We start from the raw sequence: 15,756 nt of genomic DNA, 5'->3' as shown, positions 1-15,756 counted from the left end.
TATGAGCGTACATATAGTTAACGTAGAGAAGCAACTACCTGAATATTCACGGGAAACCTGCGATATTATTCCCCTGGTAAATGATTGGCTTGGGGAGCAGGATGAGAGATTTCGAAGAAAAGTCGTAAAGATTTTTGAAGGCGCAGCGGTGGACAGGCGTTATTCTATCATGGATCCTGAAGAAGTTTTTACTGCCACCTCTTTTGAAGACAAGAATAATATTTATGTAAGAGAGGTAAAGAAGTTGGGTAGCCAGGTCCTGCAAAAGTCACTGGTCGCTGCAAACTGGGATCCTCGAAGTATAGATTTCATTATTACTGTAAGTTGTACCGGCATCATGATTCCTTCACTGGATGCTTACCTGATCAACGAGTTAGACTTAAAACAGGATATAACACGTTTGCCGGTTACAGAAATGGGTTGTGCTGCGGGTATCTCTGGAATGATTTACGCTCATCAATTCTTAAAATCCAATCCCGGGAAACGTGCGGCTGTGATCGCAGTTGAAAGTCCAACTGCAACCTTTCAGCTTACAGATTTAAGCATGGCAAATATGGTTAGCGCCGCCATTTTTGGAGATGGTGCCGCTTGTGTTTTATTATCTTCGGAAGAAGGCCTGCAGTCTCCAAGGATCATTGGTGAGGAAATGTACCATTTTTACGATGCCACACGAATGATGGGTTTCGATCTTAAAAACGAAGGTTTGCAAATGATTCTTGATCCGGCAGTGCCTGAAACGATCTCTCAGCATTTCCCCCAGATCATTCATCCATTTTTGGACAAACATGGCTCTTCCATAGAAAAGGTGGAACATTTGATATTTCATCCAGGAGGTAAGAAAATAGTGCAGACTGTTTCTGAACTTTTTGGTAACTTAGGTAAGAATATTAATGATACCCGTGAAGTACTTAAATTATTCGGAAATATGAGCAGCGCAACAGTGCTGTACGTTCTCGAAAGATTTTTGAACAAAGATATTGCGAAAGGAGAACAGGGTTTGATGCTAAGTTTTGGTCCTGGATTTTCTGCGCAGAGAATTTTAATAGAATGGTAAAGGAATTCAGAAATACAGACTATTGGGCGATCATCCTTGGAGGTAGCAGCGGTCTTGGATATGCCAGTGCAAAGAAACTTGCTCTGCATGGGATGAACGTTATCATTATTCATAGGGATAGGAGATCTGAATTGAAAGAGATTGAAGATGCATTTGAAAGTATTCGCAAAACCGGTGTGGAATTTCGTAGTTTCAATGCAGACGCAATTCAGAGGGAAAACCGGAATGAACTTGTAGCCAGTATTAAAAGTACTATTGGAAGTCACGGTAAAGTTAGAACACTATTGCACAGTATTGCGAAGGGTAATCTAAAACCCATGTTGGGAGCAGATCAAAATTTGAGTAATATCGATTTTCAGTTAACCATAGATGCCATGGCGTTAAGTCTGTACGACTGGACCAAGGAGCTGTACCATCATGATTTATTTGCCAGAGACGCGCGCATCATCGCTTTTACCAGCGAAGGGAATCAGAAAGCATGGAAAAATTACGCAGCAGTTTCTGCAGCCAAGGTAACTCTGGAATCTTTGACAAGGGCAATCGCCCTGGAATTTGCTGAGAAAGGTATTCGTGCGAACTGCATCCAGGCAGGCATAACCGTGACCAGGTCTTTCCAGATGATCCCAGGCAATCAAACCCTAAGGGAACATGCGTTAAAGCACAATCCATTTAAAAGATTAACAGTTCCAGATGACGTAGCCAATGTGGTGTATCTCTTGAGTAAGGATGAAGCATCGTGGATCACCGGCAGCATCATTCCCGTAAATGGTGGTGAACACTTAATGTAAATTCGCACTTTTGAAAAGTACTGATATCATTTCCAGGTTGCCTTATACAGATCCCTTCCTTTTTGTAGATGAGATCACTGCTGTTAGTAAGGATAAGATCGAAGGAAATTATCTTTTTAAACGAACACACGATTTTTATAGTGGCCACTTTAAGAATCTCCCCGTAACACCGGGAGTGATCCTGGCCGAATGTATGGCACAGATTGGAGTGGTCTCTCTAGGAATCTATCTTTTAGATATAGAACAAACAGTGGTGGAACCTCTTCAAATAGCCATGACCTCTTCTCATGTAGATTTTTTACTTCCCGTGTATCCCGGAGAAAAAGTATTTGTAAGATCTGTAAAACAGTATTTCAGATTTAACAAGCTGAAGTGTCACGTAACCATGACGAATGCAGAAGAAAAGGTTTTGTGTCGTGGAGAAATTTCAGGAATGATCCTAAAACCTTAAAAATGAAAAGAAGAGTTGTGATCACCGGACTGGGTGTTGCCGCACCAAATGCGATAGGAATTGACAAATTTGAAAAGGCTCTAAGGAATGGGGTTAGCGGAATCAAATTTCACCAGGTTTTGAAAGATCTCAATTTTAGCTGCCAGATAGGAGGGAAGCCACCTGTAAACCAGGAGATAGTAGACCAGTATTTTACTCCACTTCAGCAGAAAGGTTTAAACAGCAGCGGACTCCTTTATGGAGTTATCGCCGGGGTAGATGCATGGAAAGATGCAATGCTTCCGGTTTCTTCGGAAGAGGGGCCAGACTGGAATTCAGGGATTATATTTGGAACTGGTATCCTGGGAGTGGACAAATTCAGGGAAGCTATTCATTTGATCGATGCAGGTAAAACAAGGAGACTTGGAAGCACCAGTGTGATACAGACGATGGCCAGCGGGATTAGCGCGTATCTGGGAGGCATGCTGGGATGTGGAAACCAGGTCACCACCAATTCTTCGGCATGTACAACAGGAACAGAAGCGATCATCATGGGGTATGATCGCATCCTTTCCGGGAAGGCTGAAAGAATGCTCGTTGGTAGTTGTAGTGACGATGGTCCATATGTTTGGGGAGGATTCGATGCTATGAGAATTTTGCCAGGAAATTATAACAATAACCCAGAAGCAGCCTCGAGGCCCATGAGTGCAACTGCTACAGGCTTCGTGCCGGGAAGCGGAGCAGGAGCTTTGGTGCTTGAATCTCTGGAGTCTGCGCTTGCAAGAGGAGCGATTATTTATGCAGAAGTTCTTGGTGGTGCGGTTAATAGTGGCGGCCAGAGATCTGGTGGAAGTATGACCGCAGCAAATAATGATGCTGTGCAAAGATGTATAACAGATGCTTTAAACTCGTCGGGAATAGAGCCGAATAAAATTGACTATATCAACGGTCATCTTACCGCAACTACCAGGGATGCTACTGAAATTAAAAACTGGACAACCGCACTTGGCCGGTCTGGGAAAGACTTTCCAATAATAAATTCATTGAAAGGAATGACCGGACACTGTTTAAGCGCTTCCGGATCTATAGAAAGCGTTGCAACAATTCTTCAGATCAAAAATCAATTTGTTTTTGAAAATATGAATTGTGAAGATACTCATGCTGAAATTGCCGGTTTAATAAGCCCGCAAAGTATTCCGAAGCAAACAATAGAAACCGAAATTAATATTGCCGCTAAAGCCAGTTTTGGTTTTGGAGATGTAAATGCGGTCACTATCTTTAAACGCTATAATAACTAGGAAATGACCAATCAGGATATAATTGCCAAAATAAAAACGATCGTTACTCCTTATACACAACGCAGGGAAGGTCTTTTAGAGTTTAATGAAAGCACAAACTTCTTAAATGATCTTGAGATCAATTCTGCCAATCTTGTAGATGTAGTACTGGACGTCGAAGATGAATTCGATATTGAAATAGATAACAATTCCATGGAGGGGATGATGACCGTAGGCGATGCAAGGGACATCATTCTTAAAAAACTGAATACTTGATTATTGGAAACGATATCATCGATCTAAAAATAGCCCTGGCAAAACCAAGAATCCGGAACATTCGGTTTTTATCGAAAATTTTTTCAGAAAAAGAGATCTCTCAACTTGCTAAACAGGATAATCCGGAACTTTCCATCTGGAAAATATGGGCGATGAAGGAAACAGCATATAAGGCTCATCAAAGAATCTTTCAGTTTACAGCCAGATTTGATCCTTTAAGTTACATTTGTGACCTGAACGAACTTCATATTAAAAAGGACGCTGCTATTTATGATATCAAAATAGATCAGGATAAAGAGCATCTCTACGCCTGGCTTGCTACTGAACCTATAGATCACATAAAAATTCCATATAGTAGCGATTACTGGAATGATTTTACAAGGCAGTTTTGCCATCGAACCGGTATAGAGCTTGAGGACATTAAGATTTATAAAAATAAATTCGGAATTCCAGAATTAGCCTTCAATAACAACTCCACCAGGTTGCCAGTTTCCATCACTCACCACGGCAGGTTTGCCGCCGTTTGCTTTCCGTTAATTAACTGCTAAAAGCAGTTAAACATTTAAAAACTCCATTGTTGACAGGCAACCACTTTTGTATCTTCAATCGTGAAATCAAAAATCAAAATTATGAAAGAAGTAGATAAAATGGAGATCGTTCACAGTCAGTCAGCTGAGTTTATTGAACAAGGTGAACAAGGCAAATTTTTAAAGATGATCCCGGATACATTCATCATAAAGGGTGACGAAGTAGATGGAAAATATAACCAGGGCTACGCTATAAGACATTTAAATCGAAGAGATATTCTTCTTATCGACGTGGTAGAAGAATCTACAAAGAATGCAGTGAAGAAATTTGTGGAAGAAGGTTACCAGATAAAAGGAATCCTGATCACCTGTGACTCCATTCTTAAAACTGCCTATGCCGACTTAAAGACTATTTCTGAAGACGCGGGTGGTGCTACCATTTATGCACATCCAAGAAATAATTTTAAGGACAGCTTCAAGGTGAAGGATATTACTAAAAAGGATGCTGTTCTTGATAGCTTTTCAATCAATATTTTTGACCTTCCTGGCGCCAGCGGAGCTTCTGTAGTAGTGTACTCAGAAATTAATGATGGAATGTTGTTTCCGGGTGAAGACGCCGTAGGATCTGATTATTCTTCAGAATTAACGACATTTTCAAGGCCAGAAAAGACCAACGCGAACAATGATTTTGGACTGGCTGAAAGCTGGGCTGCATTCGATACTGAATTCAGTTTTATCTTTCCACGAAAAGGGAAACCAGGTTTCAATTTAGAAGAAGGACATCAGATAGATATCCTGAATTCTTTAGGGAAGAGTTAGTCAAGAAACTCTTAAATAATTTATACAAAGGTTGTTTAGACTGAAAGTATACGATCATGATTGCCCTGAATTCAGCAAATCCGTCGCTATAATTTCTCTCAAAAACAACCTTTTTTATTTCATATTACGAATGAAAAATTGCTGATTTTGATCACAGCAGCGCAACACAGAAAATGATGAAAGTCATTCAAACTAACGGCTTAAACTAAGGTTCTGTTAAACTGCCAATAATTTCAGACAAAACTTTATACTTTAAGGAACAAAACAACCAACTATGGCAAAATTGAACGTTACTCAAAAACTTATCAAAGAACATCTTCTCGAAGGGGAGATGACCCCAGGAAAAGAAATAGGAATCAAAATAGATCAGGCACTGCTTCAGGATGCTACCGGAACTTTGGTACAACTTGAGCTCGAGGCTATGGGGCTAAAAAAGGCTCAAACAGAAGTTGCAGTACAGTATGTAGATCATAATTTACTTCAAACCGATTTTAAAAATGCCGATGATCACCTGTTTCTACATTCTGCAGCCGAAAGATTTGGTCTTTGGTATAGCAGACCGGGTAATGGTGTAAGCCATCCAGTACACATGCAGCGATTTGGAAAACCGGGAAAAACCATGGTTGGATCAGATAGTCATACGCCTGCCGCTGGCTCATTAGGAATGCTTGCGATAGGAACCGGAGGTCTGGATGTAGCATCTGCCATTGCAGGACAACCATATTATGTGAAAATGCCTGAAGTAATGGGAGTAAAACTTACCGGAAATCTGCCAGACTGGGTAAGTGCCAAGGACGTGATTCTTGAAATGCTAAGACGTTATGATGTAAAAGGCGGAGTAGGGAAGGTAATAGAATATTATGGGGATGGTCTCAAAAATTTAAGTGCGATGGATCGTCATGTTATTGCCAATATGGGAGCCGAACTTGGAGCTACTACTACTGTATTTCCTAGTGATGAAGAAACTAAAAGATTTTTAAGATCTCAGGATCGGGAATCTGACTGGAAAGAGATTTTAGCCGATGAAGGTTGTGAATATGAATACCATGATGAAATCATTCTGGATGAACTTATTCCATTGATTGCTTTACCAACCAGTCCCGGTAATGTTGTGCCTGTTTCTGAAGTTGCAGGTAAAAGTATAAGTCAGGTAGTTGTAGGATCTTCAGCAAACCCAGGGCTTCGAGACTTCTGGATCGCTGGCGCTATTGTTGAAGGAAAATCTGTAAATACAGACGTTTCTTTCGATATCAATCCCACGTCCAGACAAATGATTCAAAACATGATCGAAAATCGCGCGTTTGCGAATCTTATCAAAGCGGGAGCAAGATTTCATCAATCTGGATGTATGGGGTGTATTGGAATGGGACAGGCGCCGGCTTCTGGAACAATCAGTTTGAGAACGATGCCTAGAAATTTCCCGGACAGATCTGGAACAAAGGATGATCAGGTACATTTATGTAGTCCTGAAACTGCGGCCGCTTCGGCTTTAACAGGAAAAATTACAGACCCCAGGGATCTGGAGAAACTGTATGATATGAAATATCCTAAATTCCAGCATCCCGAAATAGAGATCATCAATACCGATATGCTGGTTGCACCTCCGGAAGATGGGACAAATGTGGAACTTGTGAAAGGACCCAATATCCAATCCCTTCCTCATATAGATCCTATCTCCAACAAATACAAGGTTCCTGTACTTCTGAAAATGGGTGATAATGTATCTACAGATGAAATCCTAAAGGCGGGAGCTGAAGTTTTGCCTTTCCGTAGTAATTTGCCTGAAATTAGTAAATATGCTTTTACCGTAATAGATGAAACCTTTTACGACCGGGCAATGGACACTAAAGAAAGCCACGGTGGTCATATTGTGGTAGCCAAAGATAATTACGCGCAGGGATCCAGTAGAGAACACGCCGCCATTGCACCTAAGTATCTTGGGCAGGTAGCAGTTATTGCAATTTCTTATGCCCGGATCGCATGGCAGAATCTGGTAAACTTTGGGATTTTACCGCTTGAATTTATAGACATATCAGACTACGAAAAGATCGAACAGGGAGATATTGTAGAATTCGATAATTTGCAAAGAGACATTGAGAATAGGAACAATATTAAAGTTGTGGTCAAGAAAGAAAATGGTGATGAACAAAGCTTTGAAACAAAACACTCCATGAGTGATCGACAAATTCAGGTTTTGTTAAAAGGAGGAATTATTAATGAATTCAAGGAGAAATTAGAAAAACAGGATTTAAAAGCTTAGCAATTAAGTAAAAAAAAGCCCTCTGGAAAGAGGGCTTTTTTAATATGATCTCAATATTAGTGAGAACTCATTTTTGCTTTACGTTTTTCGCATTGTCTGTCTAAATCACGAACAGTTTCTGCGATCGAAGCTTCGTAAGAGTTTTCATTGGACTGAGCAAAAATTTCAGGTCCAGGAGCGCTTAATCTAACTTCAGTGATATAGCCATTTGGCTTCTGATTTTCATCATGCTTAAAATAGATATTTGCTCTTACGATCCAATCATATTTATTCTCCAGCTTCTCTAATTTCTTTTCAGTAAAAGCCTCAAGATTTTCACTTTTATCAATGTTTACAAATTCAAATACAGTTTCCATTTAGTTCAATTTTTTGATTGTTTAAATTAACCGAATATCCATTGGGACACCAAGGCTGTTATGGCTCTTTTAGCAAACATTTAATAAACTATTTAGAGGGCAGATTTTATATACTTAAAGTATTTCTAATTAATAGATAAAGAAAATAAAACAAACATTGCAGGGTAGGACCAATCCTTATTTTTGCTATATGAAAACAACAGACTTTCCAAAGAAAATGATGGGTAAAGCTATTTGCCTGGCAAAAAAAGGAGCTGCAAATGAAGATGGTGGTCCTTTTGGAGCAGTGATCACGAAAGGGGAGCAGATCATAGCAGCTACTTACAACAATGTTAATGGCGATCAGGATTGTACTCAACATGCAGAACTACGCGCCATACAAATGGCTTGCAAAAAACTTGGTACCACAAATCTGGAAGGTTGTGTTCTCTACACGAGCTGTGAACCATGTATGATGTGCCTTGGAGCTGCACATTGGGCAAATTTCGATTATATTTACTATGCGGCATCTGCCGAGGATGCAAAAGAATTTGGTTTTGTTTATTCCAACATGTATTATAATTCTTCTACTGAAGATAGACACGAGGAATTTAAAATGATACAGTTATGTCGTAATGAAGCCCTGAAGGTCTGGTCTCAAAAATAACTAGTTAAGAATTACGCCATTATTAATATGGATAAGCAAAAAGAAAAAGAGAATACAGGAAAGATCAATCAGGAATTACATAATCAGGGTTCTAAGGATAAAACCATGACCAAAACCCATGGTGAGATCCTTAAAGAACAGATCATTGAAGGTTGTGAAACTTATGATCGGAGTAAAAGCAGTATTTTATTAAGTTCGTTTACAGCTGGTTTAGAAATTGGTTTTAGTTTCCTGATGTTGTGTTCCTTATTTAGTTTTTTAGAGGGCAAGGTTGCAGAGGAGACCATTTTCAAATTGATCGCATTTGTATATCCCATCGGGTTTATTCTGGTGGTTTTGGGAAAGTCAATCTTATTTACCGAACAAACCTCGTTACTGGCTTTGCCAGTATTAAACAACCGTAGAAGCGTATTGAGCCTTTTCCAGATCTGGGGTATTGTGATCCTGGGAAATTTAGCTGGCGGGATGTTAATTGGTCTAACGGTTTCATGGCTTGGTTCTGGATTAAATTTATTTCCGGCAGAAGTTGTAGCCAAGATTGGTGAACATTTCGTGAATTATGATATACTCACCATATTTCTTAGTGCGATAATGGCAGGATGGTTAATGGGACTTTTAAGCTGGCTGGTAACGTCATCAAAAGAAACCACGGCCGAGATTTTAATTATATATGTTATTACTGCGGTTATGGGTTTTACGGGATTGCATCATAGTATTATTGGTCATATTGAAATTTTCGCGGGAATGCTGGTATCTGATAAAATCAACTTTCTGGTATACCTAAAAACGCTGGCAACTGCTTTAGCTGGCAATGCAGTAGGTGCCACGGTTTTCGTCGCATTATTGAAATACAGAGCATTTGTATTTAACATCAAGTTTTAACGAAGAAATTCAAATTAGATTTATTTAAATTTAGAAGTATTAAAGAAAATTCTAAGAAATTATGGGAAACAAAAACGAAAAAGATCAGGCAGACTGGCAGAAGAATTCCGGTAGACCTTCCAACTTTCATGAAAAGGATGAAAGCTTATACAAAGGAGAAAACGGTAATCTTCATATTAAAAAAGAAAGGGAAGGGCTATCAGACGAGGAAGATCAAACAATTCAGGACACTTTAGATAGTCTTGAAGGAACAGAAGAAGAATGAGAAACTTCGTTCTTTTTGGAATAATCTCTATTTTTCTGATCACATGCATATCCTGCAAAACAGGTAAAAACATTTACACAGATAAAACCGATTTGCTCAGTTTAATAGAATCCAAAGCATTTGAGATCGAGAATAACTGGGCATTACCATTGCGGGGTGCCCAGATTAATTTGGTCACAAATGAAAATCATTTAAGGTTTAGTAATGATTCCGTACAAATATTCTTACCATACTTTGGAGTTAGACAGTTCTCTGGCGGATATAATGCGGAAGCAGGTATTCGTTACTCAGGATTGGTAGAGGAATTGGAGATAGACTCAAGTTTTACAGATAAAGTTGAGCTAAAATTTGAAACAAATACCGGTACAGAACAAATAAGATACATTCTCTCGATGTATACCAATGGCAAAACCAATCTTCAGTTATTAATGAATCAACGGGATAATATTTCATATCGCGGTTTTTATAAAAGGAAGTAGATAACAAAAAATCCTATTTTACATAATATAAGTTATAGGTCAGATATATTAAAGCCAAACTTTTGAACACACTAACCTTTCTAATCTTTTTTTCATCCATATCTTTTATCTTTTTCGGTATAAGTTGTTTTGTCACAGAACATATGAAATCTGAATTTATACGCTATGGTTTGAAGAATTATGTAAAGCTCGTTGGTGGACTACAGATAATTGGTGCTTTGGGTTTGCTGATTGGTTATTACTACAAACCAGTTCTGGCTATTTGCGCAGCGCTGGGATTAGCTATACTAATGATCTTTGGATATGGCGTTAGAATAAAAATAAAGGATAATTTTATTCAATCTGCTCCATCATTTATTTATGCTATTTTTAATATCTACCTGGCATTTGCCTTATATAAGCTCAATTACTAAAATCGTTTTATAATAAGTAAGCATACTCCCTTTGTAGTAAATCAAGCTTAGGCTGGATATATTTGGTACAGAACGGTCGCTCAGGATTAGAATTATAGTAATTCCGTATAGCCTTCCTGGAATCTGAAAACTCAGCAAGTTCACATACCTCAGTCACAATTTCTGAATCCATTTGTTTGGCAGCATGCTCTAATGAAATTTTGGTGCTCTCGAATTTGGTAGGATCTAAAACATAAACTGCCGACTTGTATTTATGTCGCATACTATGGTCTTTCATACTTTGATGAGTTCTTAAATGAACTAGCAAGATATCTTCCAACGCAATGATATCTGGATTGTATTTGATCAAAACACCTTCATAGAGCCTATCTTTACGTTGCTTAGCAGAGACATACCCTTGTCGTACATCGATGACACCTTTGATAGCCTGAAAAACTGCTTCCGTACACCAGTGGCAACCACCTCCAAGACCTATTATCATTATATTAACTTTTAACTATGTTTTTAGGCTCACTAAATGATTAAATTTAAAAAAATTGTATCATGTGTTACCGTACTAAGTTGAACAAAAAGATATTTTCACTGGAAAAGTCGCTAGACGCAAGATTTGTGGAACCTGAGAAATACCAGCCACAATTGGAAATTAATGCCTTTAGTTTTTCTAAAACTCCGGTAATCACTTACGATTCTCCCGGTGAAATACAAATGTTTCAGTGGGGATTGATTCCATTCTGGGCCAAGGATGATTCCATAAAAAAAATGACCCTCAACAGTAAGATTGAAACAGCAGCAGAGAAGCCGGCATTCAGAAATTCTGTCAGCAATAGATGTCTCGTAATTGCCGAAGCTTATTATGAGTGGCAATGGCTAGATCCCAGAGGAAAAACCAAGCAAAAATTTATGCTGGAACCTCAGGATCAGGAAATTTTTGCTTTTGCGGGGATCTTTTCAACCTGGCAAAACCCTAATGATGATTCAATAGTGAACTCCTACTCTATTCTCACTACTGAAGCTAACGAACTAATGAGCGAGATTCATAACAACAAGAAACGAATGCCTGTGATTTTAAAAGCTCAGGACCATCAAAACTGGTTGAATGGCACTGAACTTAAAAATTTCGCGTATCCATACGACGTCACCTTAAAGGCGACAGCCATAGATTAAATCCTATTTAACTCTAATGCAGGATTTGCAATATTGCTCGACATGATTGTGCTATGATCACCCTAATTCAAACCACGGTCTCTTCGGAAATAAATGCTGGGATATTACCTATTACTTAGTAATAACTGTTCCATCCTTTTTGAACATTACATCCTTGTTCTTGCCCTTCTGTTTAAATTCTACATCAAAAAATTCCCCTTTGGTTGCAGATTGTACATGTTCTACCTCAGTAATTTCATAATCAGCATATTCACTGGCGATGATATCTAATATGACCTGGGGTAATTCCTTCTTTTTAATGTCATTTTCAGTTTCTACCCATGTTCCATCAGCATTAAAATCTGCGCGATATTTCTCTCCATCTATTTTGAAATGAGATTCCCAATATCCATGATCATCTTTTTCCCAATCTGGATCATTTTCACCAGGATATTTTTTTTGAAATGCGCTTTGTACCGCTTCGGGTACAGTATCTTCCTCACTTTTATTTTCCTGGCAGCTCATCACACTAATACTTAAAGCAAAAACTCCGGCGTATATGATTCCTTTCATAACTTTAATTTTTTATAAATCTAAAAACTAAAGCTTAGAGAGGATCAAATGAAATCATAAAATTTTAGAAGGTAGAGAAGTCTAAATTTAATTCAACAAGTGTAGTTTTCCGAAGAGGTTTGGAGAGAAAAGCTTTTACCATGGGATATTTAATCTTTTCCGGATCAAAATCTTCAATCGCTGATGTTAGAATATATATTTCGAACAAATTTCTCCGACTTTCATCAAATTTCAGAAATTCATCAAGAAAATCCCAGCCAGTCATGGTAGGCATGTTAACATCCAGGAACAGTACTATTTTTGCTTGAGAATCATCGATGACAAAAGATTTCAAAAACTCCAGTCCTTTCTCTGGTTGCTGAAACACGTTTACCTTCCCATTTGGATCGAATTTCTCAATCACTAGCTTACAGATGAGATTATTCACAGGATCATCATCTACAATTATGTAATCATGTGTACTCATCATTCTGTTTTTGTAATTTTATTCGGGAATTGAATGCATACCTTAGTCCACTGGTTAGGTTCACTTTCCAGATTAATTTTTCCTCCAATTAAATCAAGCTGAGTCTTTACCATAAACAAGCCCATCCCCTTGCCCTCAATGTGATGATGATGTCTTTTATAAAGTTCAAATAACTCCTCTTTGTTTTTACCAAGTTTGATTCCTAATCCATTATCTAAAAATGTCAACGTATTGAACCTGGCATCTGAATGACTGGAGATCTTTAAAAAAAGCTCTCTGTCCGGATGTTTGTATTTTATGGCATTTAGAATAATATTATAAAAGACGCTATGGAGATAACTTTTCGAGGTTAACATAGATGGAAAACTACCAAAATCAGTATCCACTGTCATTTCATCTTCAGAGATTAGTGATCCAGTCATATGCAGTACATCATCGGTTAAACTCTGGAAATCAACCAACTCTCTGGAATTATTATAGTCGGCTTTGACCTTCAAAATATCATTAAGATCTCTTACCACAGTATCCACGCGCTGAACGTTATTCAACATGTCGCTTATAAGCTTATCCCGCATAATTGGCTCAATATCCTCATCTGCAATAATTTCAGCAATTCCAATAATATTGGCGACCGGTGCGCGTAGGTTATGAGAAACAATATAGCTGAATTGCTCAAGACCTTTGTTCGCGCTTACCAGCTCATTGGTGTAACTTGTAAGATTCTTATTGAGCTCCCTCAGCTTATTCTCAGATTTTTTAAGTTTGGTAATATCTGAAAAGATGCAAATAACACCATTGAGATTACGCTCTTGATCGACGATTCCAGACATAGTAACCTGGACGGGGAAACTTGTCCCATCACTTTTTCTTCCGTGATACTGACTACTGAAGGTATGCTCAAAAGATATCTTCTCCAGGATTTCTTCTAACAGATCTGATTCGTGTAAATCTGGAAACATTAATTCAACAAGATTTTCATCTTTAACCTCTTCATATTTCCAGCCGTAGATCTTTTCAGCGGCTGCATTAAAATATTTTATTTTTCCCTCAGCATCTGTGGCTACAACTCCCTGCCCAATTTTGCTAAGAATATTAGCTTGAAATTTATTCTCGTCTTCAGCTTTCACCCTGTCTGAAATATCTATTCCAACACATTGTAGTTCACCGGAGCCATTTTCATTTTTAAGATATACGATGTCCCATATGGTAGCCTTGCTCGTATCATTCTTCCCTATCTTATCTATCTCCAGCTGGAAATTTTTGAATGGAAATCTGGTGCATTTGTCACCAAGGGCCATGATTTTTTCGTACTGGCTTGGAAGCGAGTCTATCAAACTATTTTTACCTATGGGATCATGATTAGGGTATAACCATCCAAAATCATCGATGTACCTTTGATTACAATATGTTAAGTTTCCTTCCAAATCAATTCGGATGAAATAATTTGTCTGTGATTGGATTAGACTTTTATACCTGTTCTCGCTAATTGCTAATTTTTCAAAGTTTACTTTTTTCTCTGTAATATCCTGTAAGGTTCCTTTTCCTCCAACGATCTCTTCTCCGTCCATCAAAGGGCTTACGATCACATTCAACCACCTGAATTCTGAATTTCTTACGTGTATTCTTAATTCAATATTTTTTGTTTCAGCTTTATCCAGAACCGCGCTTTTTAGATCTTCAAATATGTGTATGTCCTCCTTAAATATCAGGCTACGAAATTCCTCTATTTTAAATCATCACAATTTTCAACAGCTAATATGTTGCTAACCTCCCCGGAGCAGTAAACGGTATTCGCTTTAAGATTGATTTCCAGATATCCAATTCTGGCAATTTTTTCAGCATACTGCAGCTTTTCCGCTGTGTCATTGATTTGCCGGACGTTTTCTTTTTGTTCAGTAATATCCCTAATAATAGTAGCAGTTTTTTCAATCTTTCTACCATCCCTCTTGAAAGGAAGTATAGAGGACGCAACTTCAGCTGGAAATACTGTACCATCTTTTCTAATTAGATTGAGCTCAGATTTTGCTTTTCCGATCTTCCTGCGTTCTTCGAGTAATTCAGCAACTCTATCTTTATCGGTATCAATGATTATATTTCTATGCTGCCCGATAAGTTCAGATTCCTGCATTCCCAGCATCCTGCACATCGCAGGGTTGGCCGAAGTAATAATTCCATTAGTTTTCGCCATGATGATCCCATCAATGCTATTTTCGTAGAAAGCTCTCAGTTTCTCATCTCTTTCCCTTATTTGCTTATCTTTTGATATTTCATCAGTAATATCTCGAAACTTAATAATGATACCATTGATTCCTTCGTCGTTCAAATGATTTCTTAAAATACATCTGAACACACCTACTGAATTTAATAGTTTGACATATACTAAATCCTCTATGCGCTGTTTCTTGTTTTTACATTCATTGAATAATTCAAGGAATCGAACTGGATTTTCGAAATCGATAATTTGACCAATAGCACATCCAAGGACCTTAGTATGATCATTAAATAAATTTCTAATGGAAGGACTACAATAGATAATTTCAGCCTCACGGTTTAAAATGCAAATTATTTCGTGGGAAGACTCTACCAGTTTCCGGAATCTGTTTTCGCTAAATCGAATCTGCTTCTCCATCTGCTCACGTTCACGTTCCAACTTACATCGACTTATCGCATTAAGGATCGCAGGTATGAGCCTTTCTGGCCTATCTTTAAAAATGAAATCGTTGGCACCTTTCTCCATAAGCTTAACCGCTGTACCTGGTGGTAAAGTGCCTGAAAATATTATAAATGGCAAGACACTATCCATTTTTCTAACAGTTTCCAAGGCTTCATTAGAATAAAGGTCTGGTAGGTAATGATCGCAAAGAATAATATCAAAAGAATGATTGTGGAGATAATATTCGAACTCTTTTTTGCTTGTCGCCAGGTAAATCTGGATATCAGTGTTCTCCAGATGCCTTTGTAGTAAGTACGCATCTGTTTTGGAGTCCTCTACATGTAAGAGATGAATTCTTGACGATCCAGACATAAACAATTGACAAATTCTAACTAAACTTCATTTTAGAAGATTGAAAGAATCTTCTTACCGTGAGTTAGTTTTATACG

Annotated in this window: 20 protein-coding genes; 14 read left to right on the top strand and 6 right to left on the bottom strand. The window is 38.1% G+C overall.

Annotation, left to right across the window (positions count from 1 at the left end):
• Position 1 precedes the first annotated feature (1 nt).
• The 8 genes from G529_RS0114480 (at position 2) to G529_RS0114445 (ending at position 7,431) form a co-directional block, all read left to right on the top strand.
• On the top strand, positions 2-1,054 hold the full coding sequence (locus G529_RS0114480; RefSeq protein ID WP_026916212.1) for a type III polyketide synthase: 1,053 nt from the start codon (positions 2-4) through the stop codon (positions 1,052-1,054).
• Positions 1,048-1,842, top strand: a complete 795-nt coding sequence (locus G529_RS0114475) for an enoyl-ACP reductase FabI (protein WP_026916211.1) — start codon at positions 1,048-1,050, stop codon at positions 1,840-1,842. The genes G529_RS0114480 and G529_RS0114475 overlap by 7 nt, the downstream gene beginning before the upstream one ends.
• Positions 1,843-1,852: 10 nt before the next feature.
• Positions 1,853-2,293 (top strand): 3-hydroxyacyl-ACP dehydratase FabZ family protein, encoded by a 441-nt coding sequence (locus G529_RS0114470; RefSeq protein ID WP_026916210.1) that lies wholly within the window; start codon positions 1,853-1,855, stop codon positions 2,291-2,293.
• A 2-nt stretch (positions 2,294-2,295) separates the two neighbouring features.
• Entirely contained in the window at positions 2,296-3,570 is a 1,275-nt protein-coding gene (locus tag G529_RS0114465; RefSeq protein ID WP_026916209.1) for a beta-ketoacyl-[acyl-carrier-protein] synthase family protein, read from the top strand.
• A 3-nt stretch (positions 3,571-3,573) separates the two neighbouring features.
• The gene (locus tag G529_RS0114460; RefSeq protein ID WP_026916208.1) at positions 3,574-3,825 is read left to right on the top strand and encodes a phosphopantetheine-binding protein; all 252 of its coding nucleotides are present in this window, start codon (positions 3,574-3,576) and stop codon (positions 3,823-3,825) included.
• Positions 3,822-4,373, top strand: a complete 552-nt coding sequence (locus G529_RS16300) for a 4'-phosphopantetheinyl transferase superfamily protein (protein WP_051201469.1) — start codon at positions 3,822-3,824, stop codon at positions 4,371-4,373. Before G529_RS0114460 ends, G529_RS16300 begins: the two co-directional genes overlap by 4 nt.
• Before the next feature lie 81 nt (positions 4,374-4,454).
• The gene (locus tag G529_RS0114450; protein WP_026916207.1) at positions 4,455-5,171 is read left to right on the top strand and encodes a hypothetical protein; all 717 of its coding nucleotides are present in this window, start codon (positions 4,455-4,457) and stop codon (positions 5,169-5,171) included.
• A 274-nt stretch (positions 5,172-5,445) separates the two neighbouring features.
• Complete coding sequence (locus tag G529_RS0114445) at positions 5,446-7,431, top strand: aconitate hydratase (RefSeq protein ID WP_026916206.1); 1,986 nt, start codon at positions 5,446-5,448, stop codon at positions 7,429-7,431.
• A gap of 56 nt (positions 7,432-7,487) precedes the next feature.
• On the opposite strand, the gene G529_RS0114440 is transcribed toward G529_RS0114445, so the two are convergent.
• A complete protein-coding gene (locus G529_RS0114440) occupies positions 7,488-7,787 on the bottom strand; it encodes an HPF/RaiA family ribosome-associated protein (RefSeq protein ID WP_026916205.1) in 300 nt (99 codons plus the stop codon).
• A gap of 190 nt (positions 7,788-7,977) precedes the next feature.
• Here G529_RS0114440 and G529_RS0114435 point away from each other — a divergent pair, with 190 nt between their 5' ends.
• The 5 genes from G529_RS0114435 to G529_RS0114415 all read left to right on the top strand — a co-directional run bounded on the left by G529_RS0114435 (position 7,978) and on the right by G529_RS0114415 (position 10,472).
• A complete protein-coding gene (locus G529_RS0114435) occupies positions 7,978-8,433 on the top strand; it encodes a nucleoside deaminase (RefSeq protein ID WP_026916204.1) in 456 nt (151 codons plus the stop codon).
• A 27-nt stretch (positions 8,434-8,460) separates the two neighbouring features.
• The gene (locus G529_RS0114430; protein ID WP_026916203.1) at positions 8,461-9,315 is read left to right on the top strand and encodes a formate/nitrite transporter family protein; all 855 of its coding nucleotides are present in this window, start codon (positions 8,461-8,463) and stop codon (positions 9,313-9,315) included.
• A gap of 61 nt (positions 9,316-9,376) precedes the next feature.
• Positions 9,377-9,580, top strand: a complete 204-nt coding sequence (locus G529_RS0114425; protein WP_026916202.1) for a hypothetical protein — start codon at positions 9,377-9,379, stop codon at positions 9,578-9,580.
• A complete protein-coding gene (locus G529_RS0114420) occupies positions 9,577-10,059 on the top strand; it encodes a DUF4251 domain-containing protein (protein ID WP_026916201.1) in 483 nt (160 codons plus the stop codon). The genes G529_RS0114425 and G529_RS0114420 overlap by 4 nt, the downstream gene beginning before the upstream one ends.
• Positions 10,060-10,121: 62 nt before the next feature.
• Positions 10,122-10,472: a DoxX family protein gene (locus G529_RS0114415; protein ID WP_026916200.1), complete on the top strand. Its 351-nt coding sequence runs from the start codon at positions 10,122-10,124 to the stop codon at positions 10,470-10,472.
• A gap of 7 nt (positions 10,473-10,479) precedes the next feature.
• On the opposite strand, the gene G529_RS0114410 is transcribed toward G529_RS0114415, so the two are convergent.
• On the bottom strand, positions 10,480-10,953 hold the full coding sequence (locus G529_RS0114410; RefSeq protein ID WP_026916199.1) for a peptide-methionine (S)-S-oxide reductase: 474 nt from the start codon (positions 10,951-10,953) through the stop codon (positions 10,480-10,482).
• A 62-nt stretch (positions 10,954-11,015) separates the two neighbouring features.
• On the opposite strand from G529_RS0114410, the gene G529_RS0114405 reads away from it, so the two are divergent.
• Entirely contained in the window at positions 11,016-11,636 is a 621-nt protein-coding gene (locus tag G529_RS0114405) for an SOS response-associated peptidase (protein ID WP_026916198.1), read from the top strand.
• 111 nt (positions 11,637-11,747) lie between these two features.
• Here the strand turns inward: G529_RS0114405 and G529_RS0114400 are convergent, their stop codons facing one another.
• The 4 genes from G529_RS0114400 to G529_RS0114385 form a co-directional block, all read right to left on the bottom strand.
• Positions 11,748-12,188 carry a PepSY-like domain-containing protein gene (locus tag G529_RS0114400; RefSeq protein WP_026916197.1) on the bottom strand — a complete coding sequence of 147 codons (441 nt, stop codon included), beginning with the start codon at positions 12,186-12,188 and terminating at the stop codon, positions 11,748-11,750.
• A gap of 64 nt (positions 12,189-12,252) precedes the next feature.
• Complete coding sequence (locus G529_RS16005) at positions 12,253-12,654, bottom strand: response regulator (protein ID WP_051201468.1); 402 nt, start codon at positions 12,652-12,654, stop codon at positions 12,253-12,255.
• Entirely contained in the window at positions 12,654-14,240 is a 1,587-nt protein-coding gene (locus G529_RS0114390) for a PAS domain-containing sensor histidine kinase (RefSeq protein ID WP_169513797.1), read from the bottom strand. Before G529_RS0114390 ends, G529_RS16005 begins: the two co-directional genes overlap by 1 nt.
• Positions 14,241-14,377: 137 nt before the next feature.
• A complete protein-coding gene (locus tag G529_RS0114385; protein ID WP_026916195.1) occupies positions 14,378-15,679 on the bottom strand; it encodes a PAS domain S-box protein in 1,302 nt (433 codons plus the stop codon).
• Positions 15,680-15,756: the final 77 nt, after the last annotated feature.

Source organism: Christiangramia portivictoriae DSM 23547 (genome assembly GCF_000423045.1).
GTDB lineage: Bacteria > Bacteroidota > Bacteroidia > Flavobacteriales > Flavobacteriaceae > Christiangramia > Christiangramia portivictoriae.
This window is presented reverse-complemented; position numbering and strand designations above follow the sequence as displayed.